Source organism: Methylobacterium sp. SD274 (genome assembly GCF_017355285.1).
Lineage (GTDB): Bacteria > Pseudomonadota > Alphaproteobacteria > Rhizobiales > Beijerinckiaceae > Methylobacterium.
This window is the reverse complement of the sequence record NZ_JADIJP010000001.1, coordinates 190,527-206,047: the sequence shown is the minus strand read 5'-3', so window position 1 is coordinate 206,047 and position 15,521 is coordinate 190,527. Positions and strand designations below refer to the sequence as shown.

Annotated in this window: 17 protein-coding genes; 11 read left to right on the top strand and 6 right to left on the bottom strand. The window is 67.1% G+C overall.

Going from position 1 to position 15,521, the window contains the following annotated elements:
• Positions 1 to 140: 140 nt before the first annotated feature.
• Complete coding sequence (locus IPV08_RS00965) at positions 141 to 878, bottom strand: cobalt-precorrin-6A reductase (protein ID WP_207410154.1); 738 nt, start codon at positions 876 to 878, stop codon at positions 141 to 143.
• Between the two features lie 32 nt (positions 879 to 910).
• Between IPV08_RS00965 and cbiE the strand changes: the two genes are divergently transcribed.
• From cbiE to IPV08_RS00945, 4 genes are all read left to right on the top strand, one after another.
• A complete protein-coding gene (cbiE, locus tag IPV08_RS00960; RefSeq protein ID WP_207410152.1) occupies positions 911 to 2,140 on the top strand; it encodes a precorrin-6y C5,15-methyltransferase (decarboxylating) subunit CbiE in 1,230 nt (409 codons plus the stop codon).
• Between the two features lie 63 nt (positions 2,141 to 2,203).
• A complete protein-coding gene (locus IPV08_RS00955; RefSeq protein WP_281435302.1) occupies positions 2,204 to 2,647 on the top strand; it encodes a cobalamin biosynthesis protein in 444 nt (147 codons plus the stop codon).
• Positions 2,644 to 3,426 carry a precorrin-4 C(11)-methyltransferase gene (cobM, locus tag IPV08_RS00950; protein WP_207410150.1) on the top strand — a complete coding sequence of 261 codons (783 nt, stop codon included), beginning with the start codon at positions 2,644 to 2,646 and terminating at the stop codon, positions 3,424 to 3,426. The genes IPV08_RS00955 and cobM overlap by 4 nt, the downstream gene beginning before the upstream one ends.
• Complete coding sequence (locus tag IPV08_RS00945) at positions 3,423 to 4,751, top strand: cobyrinate a,c-diamide synthase (RefSeq protein WP_207410148.1); 1,329 nt, start codon at positions 3,423 to 3,425, stop codon at positions 4,749 to 4,751. The genes cobM and IPV08_RS00945 overlap by 4 nt, the downstream gene beginning before the upstream one ends.
• An 11-nt stretch (positions 4,752 to 4,762) precedes the next feature.
• On the opposite strand, the gene IPV08_RS00940 is transcribed toward IPV08_RS00945, so the two are convergent.
• The gene (locus IPV08_RS00940) at positions 4,763 to 5,161 is read right to left on the bottom strand and encodes a helix-turn-helix transcriptional regulator (RefSeq protein WP_056431861.1); all 399 of its coding nucleotides are present in this window, start codon (positions 5,159 to 5,161) and stop codon (positions 4,763 to 4,765) included.
• Positions 5,162 to 5,621: 460 nt separating this feature from the next.
• On the opposite strand from IPV08_RS00940, the gene IPV08_RS00935 reads away from it, so the two are divergent.
• Together IPV08_RS00935 and IPV08_RS00930 are read left to right on the top strand one after the other, a co-directional pair.
• On the top strand, positions 5,622 to 5,981 hold the full coding sequence (locus IPV08_RS00935; RefSeq protein ID WP_207410146.1) for an antibiotic biosynthesis monooxygenase: 360 nt from the start codon (positions 5,622 to 5,624) through the stop codon (positions 5,979 to 5,981).
• A gap of 500 nt (positions 5,982 to 6,481) precedes the next feature.
• The gene (locus IPV08_RS00930) at positions 6,482 to 7,987 is read left to right on the top strand and encodes an exopolysaccharide biosynthesis polyprenyl glycosylphosphotransferase (RefSeq protein ID WP_246747704.1); all 1,506 of its coding nucleotides are present in this window, start codon (positions 6,482 to 6,484) and stop codon (positions 7,985 to 7,987) included.
• 18 nt (positions 7,988 to 8,005) lie between these two features.
• Here IPV08_RS00930 and IPV08_RS00925 read toward each other — a convergent pair whose 3' ends face one another.
• A complete protein-coding gene (locus tag IPV08_RS00925; RefSeq protein ID WP_056431852.1) occupies positions 8,006 to 8,500 on the bottom strand; it encodes a Fur family transcriptional regulator in 495 nt (164 codons plus the stop codon).
• Positions 8,501 to 8,634: 134 nt separating this feature from the next.
• Between IPV08_RS00925 and IPV08_RS24875 the strand changes: the two genes are divergently transcribed.
• From IPV08_RS24875 to IPV08_RS00915, 3 genes are read left to right on the top strand one after another with little or no spacing between them, the layout of a single operon-like run.
• Positions 8,635 to 8,766 carry a hypothetical protein gene (locus tag IPV08_RS24875; RefSeq protein ID WP_280136573.1) on the top strand — a complete coding sequence of 44 codons (132 nt, stop codon included), beginning with the start codon at positions 8,635 to 8,637 and terminating at the stop codon, positions 8,764 to 8,766.
• Between the two features lie 2 nt (positions 8,767 to 8,768).
• On the top strand, positions 8,769 to 9,632 hold the full coding sequence (locus IPV08_RS00920) for an ABC transporter ATP-binding protein (protein ID WP_207410144.1): 864 nt from the start codon (positions 8,769 to 8,771) through the stop codon (positions 9,630 to 9,632).
• Between the two features lie 38 nt (positions 9,633 to 9,670).
• A complete protein-coding gene (locus tag IPV08_RS00915; protein ID WP_207410401.1) occupies positions 9,671 to 10,495 on the top strand; it encodes a metal ABC transporter permease in 825 nt (274 codons plus the stop codon).
• A 56-nt stretch (positions 10,496 to 10,551) separates the two neighbouring features.
• Here the strand turns inward: IPV08_RS00915 and IPV08_RS00910 are convergent, their stop codons facing one another.
• Positions 10,552 to 11,154 (bottom strand): exopolysaccharide biosynthesis protein, encoded by a 603-nt coding sequence (locus IPV08_RS00910; RefSeq protein WP_210348139.1) that lies wholly within the window; start codon positions 11,152 to 11,154, stop codon positions 10,552 to 10,554.
• Positions 11,155 to 11,542: 388 nt separating this feature from the next.
• On the opposite strand from IPV08_RS00910, the gene bcsS reads away from it, so the two are divergent.
• Positions 11,543 to 12,244 carry a cellulose biosynthesis protein BcsS gene (gene bcsS / locus IPV08_RS00905; protein ID WP_246747703.1) on the top strand — a complete coding sequence of 234 codons (702 nt, stop codon included), beginning with the start codon at positions 11,543 to 11,545 and terminating at the stop codon, positions 12,242 to 12,244.
• Positions 12,245 to 12,247: 3 nt separating this feature from the next.
• Here the strand turns inward: bcsS and IPV08_RS00900 are convergent, their stop codons facing one another.
• Positions 12,248 to 13,798 (bottom strand): cryptochrome/photolyase family protein, encoded by a 1,551-nt coding sequence (locus IPV08_RS00900; RefSeq protein ID WP_207410134.1) that lies wholly within the window; start codon positions 13,796 to 13,798, stop codon positions 12,248 to 12,250.
• Positions 13,795 to 14,529, bottom strand: coding sequence for an SDR family oxidoreductase (locus IPV08_RS00895; protein ID WP_207410133.1), 735 nt, complete (start codon positions 14,527 to 14,529; stop codon positions 13,795 to 13,797). Before IPV08_RS00895 ends, IPV08_RS00900 begins: the two co-directional genes overlap by 4 nt.
• 114 nt (positions 14,530 to 14,643) lie before the next feature.
• Here IPV08_RS00895 and IPV08_RS00890 point away from each other — a divergent pair, with 114 nt between their 5' ends.
• Entirely contained in the window at positions 14,644 to 15,510 is an 867-nt protein-coding gene (locus IPV08_RS00890; RefSeq protein ID WP_056431836.1) for a formyltransferase family protein, read from the top strand.
• Positions 15,511 to 15,521: the final 11 nt, after the last annotated feature.

Below are 15,521 nucleotides of genomic sequence, written 5' to 3'. Positions count from 1 at the left end.
CCCAACCAATCCACCTCATCCTGAGGTGCCGCAGCGAAGCGAAGGCCTCGAAGGAGCCCTCCAGTCAGAACTGCGAGAACTGGAGGCCTCCTTCGAGGCCCGCTTCGCGGGCACCTCAGGATGAGGGTCAGGGTTGGGCTTCAGTGGTTCAGGCGCTCCCGCAGCCACGCCAACGCGCCCTCGGCATCCGGGACGCTGTCGACATCCGGCTTATCGGGCGGGCGTACGATCACCACTGGCACGTCGAGCGCGCGGGCGGCGGCAATCTTGCCGTAGGTGGCGGGGCCGCCGGAATTCTTGGTGACCAGAATGTCGATCCGACCCTCGGCGAGGAACGTCATCTCGGCGGCCTCGTCGAAGGGACCGCGCGCGGCGATCTCGGTGAGGCGCGGCACCGGCAGGGCATCGCCGATCGGCTCGATGGCGCGGACCACGTAATCGTGCTGCGGGGCAGTCGCGAAGGCACTGACTTCGAGGCGGCCGATCGTCAGGAACACCCGTCGGGGCGTCTCGCCGAGGGCGAGGGCGGCCTCCGCCATGGTCTCGACCTCGGTCCAGCGATCCCCCGGAATGCGCTCCCAGGCCGGGCGGCGGATGGCGAGGAGCGCCACACCGGTCCGCTCGCAGGCGAGCGCCGCGTTGCGGCCGATCCGCGCCGCGAACGGATGCGTGGCGTCGATTACCGCCTCTATCCGGTTCTCAGCGATCCACGCGGCCAGGCCCTCGGGGCCGCCGAAGCCGCCGATGCGGGTGGGGACCGGTTCGCGCTTCGGCGCGCTGGTACGGCCGGCGAGCGACAGGGTCGCATCGATCCTCGGATCGAGTCCCTTCACCAGGGCGCTCGCCTCGGTGGTGCCGCCGAGGATCAGAACTCGCATCGTCGCCCTCTCCCTATCCGGCAACCTTGTCCATGAGCGCCGCCCCCGTGTCGAGTACCGCACCCTGGCTCACCATCATCGGGATCGGCGAGGATGGGCGGGCGGGCCTGAGCCCCGCCGCCGCAGCCGCCCTCGACGGGGCGGAGGTGGTTTATGGCGGAGCCCGCCATTTCGTCCTCGGGGCACCGTTGAGGGCCGAGACGCGGGTCTGGCCGCGCCCGATCTCCGACGCTTATCCCGGCCTCCTCGCCCGGCGCGGACGGCCCACCTGCATCCTCGCCACCGGCGACCCGTTCCATTTCGGCATCGGCGCAGAGATCGCGCGGCTGTTGCCGGCGGCCGAGATGTGCGTGTTCCCCCACCCCTCGGCATTCAGCCTCGCGGCGGCGCGCCTCGGCTGGCCGCTCGCCGAGACCACCTGCATCACCCTGCACGGGCGAGCATTGGAGCGGATCGTACCTCATCTCCAGCCCGGCGCCCGCATCCTCACCCTGACCTGGGACGAGACGACGCCGGAGGCCGTCGCAGATCTGCTGACGGAGCGCGGCTTCGGTGGCTCGCGCCTCGTCGTCCTCGAAGCCATGGGCGGCCCGCGCGAGCGCAGGCTGGAAGCGCAGGCCAACGCCTTCACCCTCACCGGGATCGATCCGCTCAACACCCTGGCGGTGGAGGTCGTGGCCGATGCCGATGCGCGCGTCGTCAGCCTGAGCCCCGGCCTCGACGATGCCTGGTTCGAGAATGACGGCCAGCTCACCAAGGCCGATATTCGCGCCGTGACCCTCGCCGCCCTACGCCCCCGCGCCGGCCAACGCCTCTGGGACATCGGTGCGGGAGCCGGCTCCATCTCCATCGAGTGGATGCTGCGCGGTTCCAGCCTGCGCTCGCTGGCCATCGAGGCGAACCCGGCCCGTGCGGCGCGGATCGCCCGCAACGCCGCCCGCCTCGGAGTACCGGATCTGCGCGTCGTCGAGGGCGAGGCGCCGGCCGCCATGGAAGGCCTCGAGCGGCCGGACGCGATCTTCATCGGCGGCGGGGTCGCGCGTCCTGGCGTGCTCGACCACGCCGTCGACGCCCTCGGGCCTTGGGGCCGACTGGTCGCCAACGTCGTCACCCTCGAGGGCGAGGCGGTCCTGCTTGGCGCCTTCGCCCGTCTCGGCGGACAGCTGAAGCGGCTATCGGTGGCCCATGCCGACCCGGTCGGCCATCTCCACGGCTGGCGCGCCGCAATGCCGGTGACGCAATGGGTGTGGACGAAGCGGTGACGGGCGGCTGGGCGGTGCCTGACGCGCTTCCCCTCCCCCTTGTGGGGAGGAGGGGCCCGCGACTTGTCTGACGATGATCCGGCCCTTCGAGATACGTCGGCAACCCGTCTCATCGTAGCCGGCATCGGCTTCCGGCACGGGACCATGCCCGACGAGATCGTCGCCCTGATCCACCGCGCGCTTGCCGAAAGCGGCCATGAGCCGGACCGGCTCGGCGCGATCGCCACCGCTGAAGACCGCGCGAATGAACCGTCGATCGTCGAGGCCGCCGCTGTGTTCGGCCTCGTGCCCGTCGGAAGGTCACCCGCCGAGATGATCGCCGTCGATGCGCGTGTACCGACCCGCTCGGGCCGGATCGAGGCGAGCCGGGGGGTCGGATCGGTGGCGGAAGCCGCCGCGCTGGCCGTGGCCGGCGAGGGCGGAACCCTCATTCTTCCGCGCATCGCGTCACCAGCGGTGACATGCGCCCTTGCGCTTCCCGCGTATTTCGCCACTCAGGCGGAATGACCGTACATTTCATCGGCGCCGGCCCCGGTGCGGCCGACCTCATCACGATCCGCGGGCGCGATCTCATCGCGCGCTGCCCCGTCTGCCTCTATGCCGGTTCGCTGGTGGCGCCGGAGATCCTGTCCTGGTGCCCGTCCGACGCCCGCATCGTCGACACCGCTCCCCTCGACCTCGACGCGATCGTGGCCGAGATCACCGCCGCGCACGAGGCCGGGAAGGATGTGGCGCGGCTGCATTCGGGCGACCTCTCGATCTGGAGCGCCCTGGCCGAACAGACCCGCCGCCTCGACCGGATCGGCATTCCCTACACGGTGACGCCGGGCGTGCCCTCCTTCGCCGCCGCCGCCGCCCTGCTCCGGCGCGAACTCACCGTGCCGGGCCTAGCCCAGTCGGTGGTCCTCACCCGGACGTCCGGCCGGGCCAGCGCCATGCCTGAGCGCGAAACGCTCCAAGCCTTCGCCGCCACCGGCGCGACCCTGGCCCTGCACCTCTCCATTCACGTGATCGAGACCGTGGTGACCGAGCTCGTGCCGTTCTACGGGGCGGATTGCGCCGCTGCCGTGGTGTTCCGCGCCACCTGGCCGGACGAGCGCGTTATCTCAGGCACCCTCGCCACCATCGCGGAGGATGTACGCGCCGCCGGTCTCGAGCGGACGGCGCTGATCCTCGTCGGCCCGGCCCTCGCGGCCAGCGAGTTCCGCGAGAGCGCGCTCTACTCCACAGATTACGACCGCCGATTCCGTCCCACGGGGCAGCCGGCCCCCGGAGTCGAGTCATGACGAAGACGGACCGATCGCATCCGCCCGGCCTTCTCGTTGCCGCCCCACGGTCGAGCTCGGGCAAGACCACCGTGACGCTGGCATTGATGCGGGCGCTCGCCCGGCGCGGCCTCGCCGTGCGCGGCGCCAAATGCGGGCCGGACTATATCGACCCGGCCTTTCACCAGGCCGCCACGGGCTATCCCAGCGTCAATCTCGACAGCTTCGCCATGCCGGATGCCATGCTCGATTCGGTGGCGGCGATGGCGGGCCATGGCGCCGATATCGTCATCGCCGAAGGCTCCATGGGCCTGTTCGACGGCATCGTCGCCAGCGAAGGCCGAACCGGAGCCAATGCCGACATCGCCGCCCGCTACGGCTGGCCGGTGCTCCTCGTCGTGGACGTCTCGGGGGCCGCCCAATCGGCCGCCGCCGTGGCACTCGGCTGCGCCCGCTACGATCCCCGCATCCGCATCGCCGGCGTCGTGCTGAACAAGGTCGCCAGCGACCGCCATCGGCGTCTGGTCGAGGCCGGACTCGCGCGGGTCGGCATCCCGGTCCTCGGAGTGCTCATGCGCGACGCGACCCTCGCCCTGCCCGAGCGTCATCTCGGCCTTGTGCAGGCCCGCGAAACGGGAGACCTCGCCGCGCGGCTCGACCGCCTCGCCGATCTGGCGGAGGCGAGCCTCGATCTCGACGCCATCTTCGCAGCCGCGTCGGGACGCCTGCCGGACGTGTCGGATGCCGCCTTGCCCCCTCCTCCGGGACAGCGCATCGCCATCGCATTGGATGAGGCCTTCTCGTTTCTCTATCCGCATATGGAGGCGGGCTGGCGCGCGGCGGGCGCCGAACTGGTCGCCTTCTCACCCCTCGCCGACGAGGCACCCCCGGAGGGCTGCGACGCCTGCTGGCTACCGGGCGGATATCCTGAGCTTCATGCCGGGAAACTGGCAGCGGCGGGCCGGTTCCTGAACGGCCTCCGGAGCTTTGCCAAACGCAATCCCGTCCATGGCGAGTGCGGCGGCTACATGGTCCTCGGACGCAGCCTGGAAGACGCGGCCGGCGTCACGCATGCGATGGCGGATCTGCTTCCGGTCGCGACCTCCTACAAGGTGCGGCGACTGCATCTGGGCTACCGCGTGGCGACGCTCGTCGGCGACGGCGCCCTCGGAAGGGCGGGTTCACGCCTCGTCGGCCACGAGTTTCACTATGCCAGCGAGCTCACACCTCCACCGGGCGAAGACATCGCCTTAGCGGAGGTGACCGACGCGGAGGGCGTTTCGCAAGGGATGGCCGGACACCGATGCGGTCACGTGTCCGGAAGTTTCTTCCATCTCATTGGATGATGGAAAAACGTTCAAACAGCGACGGGGAGCTCTGAACGTTTTCCCATCTTTGCTGCGGTCCGGACGAGTGCCAGAACATCACGCCGAAGCTGGTCGTCCTCAATGGACGCGTAGGCTTGAAGAAGCTCGATCGCCCCATGAGCGCTCAGGAAGCCGAACACTTCGGATTGCGTTCCGCCCGCATCGTCTTCCTCGAAGAACGCCGAGACCGGAACCTCCAGAAGGCGGGAAATCTCGCGGAGACGCCCGGCACCGACCCGGTTCTGCCCCTTTTCGTACTTCTGGACCTGTTGGAACGTTACGCCAACGGCGGTTCCGAGCGCGGTCTGGCTCAGGCCGCGGGCCTTACGCAAGGCGGTGATTCGCAACCCAACTAGGCGGTCGACGTCGGTGGTTTGCTTGGGCATCATCACTCGTTTCAGTGCTCAATACGGTCTTGGCCGGCTGTTTCGATCCCCAACCAAGTCGCCATCTGCCACGCGACTCATTCGGAAGGGTTAAGGGTCACACGAATGTGAGACTATCATCTTCACGGTCCGCCCCGGGAGGGCCGGCAATGTCCTGGAACATCCAAAGAACACCATCGGTACGATAGGATCAAGCATGCGCGAAAACAGCTTGACCACAAATGAGGCAAGGATGGCAAGAGTGACCGCAAATTTGCCCATGCAAACGACGGTCGCCCAGTGAAGCCCCGACGCAAACGAAATGAATCCGCTCTTCTAACTCATGATGCGAATGACGCAAAAAGCACTATTTAGATGAAAATTAATCGTTTTCATATTATTTTTTAATCCCCCTCTTAAGGCCTAGGATAGCACCCCAGGCGGCCGGTCGACCCTCGGACTGGCCTGACGAAGAAGGTTCTCGATGTTCATCGCTATGAATCGATTCAAGGTCGTCCCCGACGCAACGGAAGAGTTCGAACAGGTCTGGCTCGGTCGTGATAGCCAACTTGGCGAAATGGAAGGCTTCGTAGAGTTCCAGCTGCTTCGCGGCCCAGCCTATGAAGACCATGTCCTTTATGCATCCCATACCGTTTGGGCCTCCAAATCGGCTTTTGAAGCCTGGACCCGGTCAGAGCAGTTTCGAAAGGCGCATAGCCGGGCACCCTCGACGAAACCTCTCTATCTCGGCCATCCCCAATTCGAGGGCTTCGAGCCCATCCAGACCTTGGCCAAGACGGAGGACGGATCCTCGTCCCGGACATATCCCGAAACCGTCGCCTGATCGCCCTCCCACGCTGCTGCATCCTCCGGCTCACGCGGTCTGAGGTATATGGTGCACCAGCACGCGACGGGTAGGTCCGCCAGACCTTGCATGCACCTCCTTCGCTTGGCCAAGGTAAAGCTGCACCGCGCGGCAGGCGCTGCAATCGCCTGCCGGCCCATCTGTATCGGCGGCAATCCGCTTTCGGGGCTGCGCGAGTTGGTCCTGCCGTCGACAAAGCGGTCTTCCGGCTTCGCAGGATGAGTTTTTTACTTGGAAGCCGCCGTTCAGGTCGATGAGACCACCCAAGTGCCGGATCGGCGCGAGGGAAATATCGAGGCCGAGCGAGCCTTGGTCGCACGACAATTCCTCAGGTGACCGCCCCTCCGGGCGAGGCGGCAGTTCCGGCACGGCGCCACCGGGTCCGAGCTTTGCGGACCTGGCAGAGATAAGGTTGGCCGGACGGGATACTGACCCGTTCTGGCACGATCCTGGTCTCCCTTCGGTACACGGCGTCCCAGATGTTCCAGCAACGTCTTCCCGAAATCTACGAGAGCCTGCCCTCGGCTCAGAGCGCCCGGCGTGATGCCTGGGCGGCGGTCCTTCCGCGACGGTGGGGAGGTACGCTCCGGTTCGGCCTGTCCATGGCGTTAGCCGCCTCCGACCTCGCGGCGATCATCGTCACCGCCTATCTGGTGGAGGCGATCTACTACGAGTTCGCGTTCGACCAGCAGATCACCACGGGAATGACCGGGAGCTTCCAGCTGGGGGCCCTGGTGGCTGTCTTCGTACTTCTGACCAATCTCGTTCGTGACGAGTACAGGATCGAGACCCAGCTCACCCAAGGCCCTCATCGCCGCCGCATGGCGAGCCTCTGGCTGGCCGCCTGGGCGATCGTTCTCGTCGTCGGCTTCGCGACCAAGACCACGACCGAGTTCTCGCGCGCCACGGCCATCGGTTTCTTCCTGGCTGGTCTGCCGGCCCTCTACCTGTCCCGTCTCGTCGTCGTGGGCCTGATCCGGCAGACCACGAGCCCGAGCTCACCGTCGATCAATCGCATCCATCTCGTCGGCTTCGAAGATGACATCGCCAGCTTCCACGCCAATAACGACGCAGAAGCCCTGAACCTGCGCGTGGTCGGAACCAGCTACCTGCGGCGGGTCGATCCACGCGAGGACGCCTCGGTGCGCCAGAGCCAGATGGCGGAGGATCTCGACCTCGCGGTGTCGGTGGTGCGCTTCCTGCGGCCCGACGACGTCTTCATTCTGGTTCCCTGGACGGATGCGGCGGATATCGAGCGTTGCACCGAGGCGTTCCTGCGCGTGCCGGCCGCCCTCCACCTACGTCCCGGCTCGGTGATGGACCGTTTCCCTGATCTCAAGCTCGCGCGGGTCGGGCGGCTGTCGGGCATCAATATCGGGCGCCGGCCGCTCAGCTTCACCGAGATCGCTTTGAAGCGCGGCCTCGACATGGTCCTCGCCGCCATCGCGCTGCTCCTGCTCGCACCGCTGCTGGCGTCCATTGCCCTGCTGATCAAGCTCGACAGCCCCGGGCCGGTCTTCTTCCGCCAGCGCCGTTACGGCTTCAACCAGCAGGCGTTCGGCGTGTTCAAGTTCCGCAGCATGAAGACGGAGCAGAACGCCGTCTTCCGACAGGCGACCCGCCACGATTCACGGATCACCCGGATCGGCGCCATCCTGCGCCGGACGAACCTCGATGAATTGCCCCAGCTCATCAATGTCCTGATGGGGGAGATGTCCCTGGTGGGTCCGCGTCCTCACGCCCTCGCCCACGATCGCAGCTTCGAGCGGCGGATCGCCCAATATGCCCGTCGCCACAACGTGATGCCCGGCATCACCGGCTGGGCACAGGTGAACGGTCTGCGCGGCGAGACCCTGACCGATCTCGACATGGAGCGGCGTGTGAACCACGACCTGCATTACATCGACAATTGGTCGGTCTGGCTCGACATCCAGATCATGATCCAGACGGTCGTCTCGCGCAGGGCCTATCGCAACGCCCGCTGAGCCCCATGCATCGGGTCGCTATGGGCTCGGCTCACGACCGGAGCAGGAACCGCATTCGCCCTCGACTTCGAGAATCCGGCTCGAGGGCTTGAAGCCGGCTTTCGCCAAAGTCCTGTCGAGCTGGTCGTCCACTTCCGGCGAGGTCGTCTCGTCGATGCTGCCGCAGGTCCGGCAGATCAGGAAGACGAGCCCGGCACCGTCCCCGTGCTGGTGGCCGCAGGAGACGAAAGCGTTGCGGCTGGCGATGCGGTGGACGAGGCCGTTCTCGGTGAGAAAATCGAGGGCACGGTACACCGAGACCGCGGCGACCCGGCGCCCCTGCCCGCTGAGACGCTCCGCGATGTCATAGGCGCCGAGCGGCTTCGCCTCGGACGCCACCGCCTCGAGGACGTCCCGCCGCAGCCGCGTGAATTGCAGGTCGCGCTCGGCGCAGAGACGCTCCGCCCGTGCGAGCGTGTCTGTGGCATTGCCGCAGCAGGCGGCATGCTCGTGGACGGCACTATGGTCGTGCACGCCATCCTCCCCTGATCGCCGGTCGATATGGTCCGGCACGTTGAACTGATGCGATGTTACAGTGTATCAGCACCAGAGATAGTTCGCCGCCCCCGTTCGGACAAATCTGGCCCTTTCCTGGTACCCGAACCGCTGTGACGCGTCCTCCCCAGATCAAACCCTCCCCCCGTCGTTCCCTGTTCCAGGCCGGGGCCGCCTCGCGACTGGTCCTCGCCGCGATCCTGTCCGGGCTGGTCTGGGGGGCGATCGTCTGGGCCATGGGATAACGATGACACACGCCCCCGCTCCGCCCGGCGCCATCGCCTTGCGTGGTTTGACGCTCGGCTACGATCGCCATCCCGCCGTGCATCATCTGGATGGGATCATTCCCGCCGGAGCCCTCCTCGCGCTTGTCGGTCCCAACGGCGCGGGAAAATCGACCCTGCTCAAGGGGATCGTCGGTGAAATCCGCTGCCTCGACGGACGGATCGACCGGCCCGGTGGTGCCGATGCCATCGCCTACCTGCCTCAGGCCGGCGAGATCGACCGCAGCTTTCCGTTGAGCGTCCTCGATCTGGTGGCGATGGGACGCTGGCGGCGCCTCGGCTTCTGGCGCAGCGCGCTCCCTGACCGCCGGACGCTGGTCAGCGCCCTCTCGGCCGTGGGCCTCCTCGGCTTCGAGGACCGGCTGATCGGCACCCTGTCCGGCGGTCAGTTCCAGCGCGCCCTGTTCGCGCGGCTCATCGTCCAAGACGCTCGCATCATCCTCCTCGACGAGCCGTTCACCGGGATCGACGGGCGCACCACGGCCGATCTAATCGCCCTGATCCGCGGATGGCATGGGGAGGGCCGCACCATCGTCGCGGCCCTGCACGACTTGCATCAGGTCAAGGCACATTTTCCGACGACGCTGCTACTGGCCCGCGAGCCGGTGGCCTGGGGCGAGACCGGAACGGTGCTGACCCGGGAGAACCTCGCGCGCGCGCAGGCCCTGTCCGAGGCCTGGGACGAGGACGCCGCCATATGCGGGCGCGGCGACGGGCATCACCACGCACCACCCCCTTCCGAAGGCGGGGACCTGCATGATCACTCTCACGATCATCCCCATGGTCACGCGCACGATCATCGTCACGACCACGGACACGCCGCGTGATCGATCTCCTGTTCGGTCCCTTCATCGAGTTCGGCTTCATGCGCCGGGCGCTGGCCGGCTGCTTCGCCCTCTCTCTGTCGGCCCCACCGGTGGGGGTCTTCCTCATGCTGCGGCGCATGAGCCTGATGAGCGACGCCATGAGCCACGCGATCCTGCCGGGGGCGGCGGTGGGCTTCCTCGTTGCCGGCCTGTCCCTGCCGGCCATGACCATCGGGGGCCTCGCCGCCGGTCTGTTCGTGGCGCTGCTCGCCGGCATCGTCACCCGGACGACCTCGATCAAGGAAGATGCGAGTCTCGCCGCCTTCTACCTGATCTCCCTGGCGGCCGGCGTATTGCTCGTCTCCCTGCGCGGCTCTCAGATCGATCTCCTGCACATCCTGTTCGGGACGGTGCTGGCCCTCGACGACCCGGCGCTGCTGCTTCTGGGCGGGATCGCCACGGTGACGCTGTTCGCCCTCGCTGCGCTCTACCGCCCCCTCGTCATGGAATGTGTCGACCCGCTGTTCCTGCGCACCGTGAGCCGTGCCGGGGGCCCGGTGCATTACGCCTTCCTCGGCCTCGTGGTGATGAACCTCGTGGGGGGCTTCCAGGCCCTCGGGACATTGCTCGCGGTGGGACTGATGCTGCTGCCGGCGATCACCGCGCGGTTCTGGGCCGCCGACCTGTCGGGCCTGATCCCCATGGCGATGGTGGTGGCGATGGTGTCGAGCTTTGCCGGACTCACCGCCTCGTATCGCGCCGACCTGCCCACAGGGCCTGCGATCGTGCTGGCGGCGGGAAGTCTCTACCTCGTCTCGCTCCTGTTCGGACCGAGGGGCGGCCTCGTCTGGCGCCTGTTCAAGCCGCGCCACCTCGAAGGCTAGCACCGGACCTCCCTGATCCCAACCGTGGGTCGGGGTCAGGGATACCTGGTCAAAGTCTACACGCTGAAGAGGCTCATGAGGCCCGAGACGATAGCGTAGACGAAGCCGGCGTTCAGAAGCACGCCGACGGCACCGACGCCGAGACCCATGAAGACCAGCAGGCCATCCCGCTCGACGAGGCCGAGGCCGACGAGGCAAATGGCCAGACCGAGGGGGATCTGTCCCACAAGAGGCGCCGCCACCACGAGGGCGAGCGACAGGGTGAGGAGGATCAGCCCTACCGTCCGCATGCCGAGGCCGGTCTCGAACAGGCTCATGCGCGGACGCGACCAGCGTTCCAGGCGCCGGAGCAGCGGCACCGCGCGCTTGGCGGCCCGCTCAACGTCGCTCCGGGCGATCGAGCGGCTTAGGAGGGCGCGGGGCAGCCAAGGCGACGACATCCCCGCCGTGATCTGAACGGCCACGAGCAACAGCAGCAGGCCGCAGACCAGGGGGATCGGAGGCGGCATCGGCAGGCAATTTGGCAGGCCGAGGATGACGATGAGCAGAGCGAAGGCACGGTCCTTCAGCACCGCGACGATGTCGCCGATGGTCAAGCGATCCGTCTCCTGTGCCGCGAGCACCGTGAGAACTTCGGACGTTCGAGCAGCTGGTGACAAGAAACTCGGCCTTTGGCGACGGTCCTGCCGCGGGCTCTATCCTAGTCCCCGCCCGACGCCAACCGAATCAGCTTTGACCTCCATGCGGCATCGCGGGTCCACCATTGCCGAGGCGGACCGAACATACCGGCAGGTCGACCACGGACACCCCGCAACCTAAAATCAAGAAAATACATCCTGAAGTTTTATCAAATAGAACAAAAGCAAAACGGCGCTTGTTCGCAAATCGGCTTGGGTGGCCTACGCGCACGACCCACAGTCCAATATCCACCAACCAGTACAACTTCTCATAGGATGTCGTACATTTGCCCTCCGGTAATACGGAGCGAGAAGGGACGTGGGACGACCGGCCAGATCGACGAGACGATCACTGCATTCGGCTCATCCGATGCTCATGTGCTGCGCCGCACTCTGCTGTGGCCTTGTCTCGAACCCGGCTCAAGCGGAAGAGGGCTCGATCTCGGCACTGATCTTCGGCAGCCTCGATGCCGGAGCATCCCCCTTCATCACGGCGGGCGCGAAGATCACGTTCGACGGGCGCGATCGGGACGGCTTCGCTATCCTCGCGAGCGGCGGCGCAGGGGCGAGGGCCGAACGCGGCCCGACGATACGGGGCATTTCCACGGATCAGACCCGCCTTACGGCGCTCGGAGCTGTGCTTGCCGGATACCAATGGTTCCGCGATTGGGGCGTGGTCGCCGCTTTCGCTGGTCCGGAGGGAAGCATCGAAGTGGAGCGGAACGTCGTCGGCACGCTGGTTCTGCCCGACCGCTACGGCATCAGGCTGCACGGGGAGGTCTGGGCGCGGCCGACGCAAACCACTCTTCTCACCGCCACTGCGATCCTCGGCTCGACGCGCCAGAGCGCCTGGGGCCGGCTCGCCTGGGGGCATGGCCTATGGGGGACCTATCTCGGCCCGGAGGCTGCCTTCTATCTGGATGGAAGCGGCTACTCGAAGTTCGGGATCGGTGTCCACACCACCGACTTTCGCATCGGCGACGTGAGTTTCCGCGCCTCGCTCGGCTACCAGACCGAAACCGATGGCGGGGGAAGCCCCTATATCACCCTGGCCGTCTGGCAGCCCTGGTGAGATTCAGGGCGGGGCGGGACGCATCTCCGGGCCGGCCAGGAAGCGGGCCGCGTCAGTCGCGATCTCCTCCCGTCGCTGCTCGCCCAATCCGTCGAGGGTACGGTAGGGCATCGCCATCCTCGGGTTTCCCGCTAGGCGATCCGCATTCTGGATGAGGAAGTTCCAGTAGAGGTAGTTGAACGGGCAGGCACTTTCGCCGGACTTGGCAGCGACGTCGTAGGTGCAGCCCCGGCAGTAATCCGACATCCGGTTGATGTAGGCGCCCGAGGCCGCATACGGTTTCGAGCCCATGACGCCGCCATCCGCCCACAGGACCATGCCGTGGACGTTGGGCAATTCCACCCATTCGTAGGCATCGGCATAGACCACGAGATACCATTCCTCCACCTGCGCCGGTTCGATTCCGGCCAGCAGGGCGAAATTGCCAGTCACCATCAGCCGCTGGATGTGATGGGCGTAGGCATGGGCCCGCGTATCGGCGACGCATTGCGCGAGGCAGTTCATGCGCGTCTCGCCCGACCAGTAGAACCAGGGCAGATCACGCTTGGCGCCGAGGGTGTTGGTCTCGGCATAGGCCGGCATCCTGGCCCAGTAGAGCCCCCGAATGTATTCGCGCCATCCCAGGATCTGGCGGATGAAGCCCTCGACGCAGTTGAGCGGCGCTGCCCCCTCGTCATAGGCGCGGGCCGCTTCCCGGCAGACCTCCCCCGCCGTGAGCAGGCCCGCATTCAATGCCGGCGAGATCAGCGCATGGTAGAGAAACGGCGCGCCCGACTTCATCGCATCCTGGTAATCGCCGAAACGCGGAAGACACTCGGCCAGGAAGTGCTTCAGAGCGACGATGGCGTCGGCGCGGGTGACGGGCCAGCGGAAGGCATCGAGATCGCCGAAATGCCCGGCGAACCTGTCCGCGACCAGGGCGATGACCTCGGACGTGATCGCATCGGGCGCGAAGCCCAGGCGTTCCGGGGGGCGGTGCCCGCGTGGCAATTTCTTCCGGTTGTCGTGGTCGAAGTTCCACTGGCCGCCGATCGGCTCGCCGTCATTCATCAGGAGGCCGGTGCGCTTTCTCATGCCGCGATAGAACGTCTCCATCCGCAAAGCGTGCCGTCCCTCGGCCCAGCGCGCGAAATCCGAGCGCGGGCAGAGGAAACGGTTGTCCTCGCGAAGCTCCACGGGCAGTGGCAGGTCATCACGCCAGCCCTGCATCATCTCCCAGACGCGCCACTCGCCGGGCTCGGTGGCGACGATCCTGTCGGGTTCGTGCCGCGCGACCGCTCGCTGGAGTTCTCCGGTGAACGAGCCGGTATTGCCCGGCGCATCGAGGCGCACATAGTCGACGGTGATGCCCTCGGCCTCCAGATCGGCCGCGAAATGGCGCATCGCCGAGAACAGGAAAGCGATCTTCTGCTTGTGGTGGCGGACATAGGTCGCCTCCTCCCACACCTCGACCATGAGAACGATGTCGGAGTGCGGGTCGAGATCGGTGAGCGAGGAAACGCGGCGGTGAAGCTGATCGCCGAGGACGAAGCGGAGCGTGCGTTGGCGGGTCACCCCTTCGTACGCAGGGACGAGCGGCCGCCATCCGCGCCGATGATCTGGCCGGTGATCCACCCGGCTTCCGCCGAGACGAGGAAAGCGGCGAGCGCGCCGATATCGTCCGGCGTGCCCAGGCGCTGGAGGGCGTGCATGGATGCGATCCCGGCGGCCAGCGTCTCGTTGCCGGTGATCGCGGCGGCGAGCGGCGTGCGCGTCAGCGAGGGGGCGACGACGTTGATCCGGATCTGAGGGCTGAGTTCGGCGGCGAGGGACAGCGCGAGCCCCTCGACCGCTCCCTTCGCCATGGCGACCGAGGCATGGGCCGGAAAGCCCTGTGCCACCGCCACGGTGGAGAACAGGACGACGCCCGCCCCTGCCTCGCCTCCACCAGCTTTCAGCGCCGGCGCCGCGGCCTGGAGAGCGAGAAGTGCGCCGAGGGCGTTGAGCTTGAAATCCGTCACCGCATCGTCGGCGGTCAGCTTCGCCAGCGGCTTCAGGTTGATCGTCCCGACCGCGTAGACGAGGCCTGCGAGCGAACCGCCCGCTTCCTGCGTCACCGTGGTGAAATGGGCGGGGTCAGTGACGTCGCCGGCCGTGAAGGTCGTGTCTCCCAGACGGGCGGCGGCGTCTTCGAGGCGCTGGGGATCCCGTGCCGCGAGATGCAGCGGGATACCGCGCTTACGCAGGGCCTGCGCCGTGGCCATGCCGATGCCGCCGGTTCCGCCGTAGATCACAACCCGGTTCATGACCGCTCCCATTCCCTGCCGGATCGGTTAGGTAAGGCGGATCATGCTGCCGTGGAGCCTGTGAGGCCCCATCCGTAGAGTCGCACGTCTCGCAACCACGCCCCGGGGATGTTCATGAAGTTTGCCTTCGCCGGCATCGATTTCCTCGGAGGCGTTTTCGAAGCGCTGGTGGAAGCCGGATGGACTCCGATCAAGCTGTTCACCCGGCCCTGCGACGGGCTCTACGATCACAACGAGGCGGTCGTGGCCCAGAGCCGCCGACATCGCATCCCAATGCAGCTTTCCCGGATCAAGCTCGCGGATCTCGATGCCCTGACGCAGACCCACGGGACGGACTGGGCCTTGGTGGTGGCCGGTTACCCCTGGCTTATCAAGGGCTGGCGCAACCGGGCCGCCTACGCCCTGAACTTCCATCCCTCGCCCCTGCCGGTGGGGCGCGGCCCCTATCCCCTGTTCAAGGCGATCACCGATGCACGCGACAGCTGGGGCGTGACGGCGCATGTGCTGGCCGAGGAGGGGTTCGATACCGGCGACATCCTCGCGCAGGAGACCTTCGCGATGGCGCCGCAGGAGACCCACGAGACCCTGTTGGCCCGATGCCAGATCGCCGCCCGGCGGCTCGCCTCGGGACCGATTGCGCGTGACCTGCCGGCGCGCTGGCAGGCGGCCCAGCCCCAGGGCGAAGGCTCCTACTGGGCCCGTGCCACCGATGCGGACAGGACCCTCGATTTCCGTACCGACGTCGAGGCGATCCTGCGGCGGATGCGGGCCTTCGGCACCATCGAGACCATTGCGCGGCTGGGCGACAACTCCATCTTCGTGGCGGCAGCGGAGGGCTGGCGCGAGCCGCACCGCCATGCGCCGGGAACGATCGTCCACCGCTACCGCCGCCACGTGGTGATCGCCGCGCGCGACGGCTTCATCCAGATCACCCGCTGGAGCCCGGTCGCCGTCGCGGATGTCGGGCAGCTCGGGCGATAGGACAAAACTCC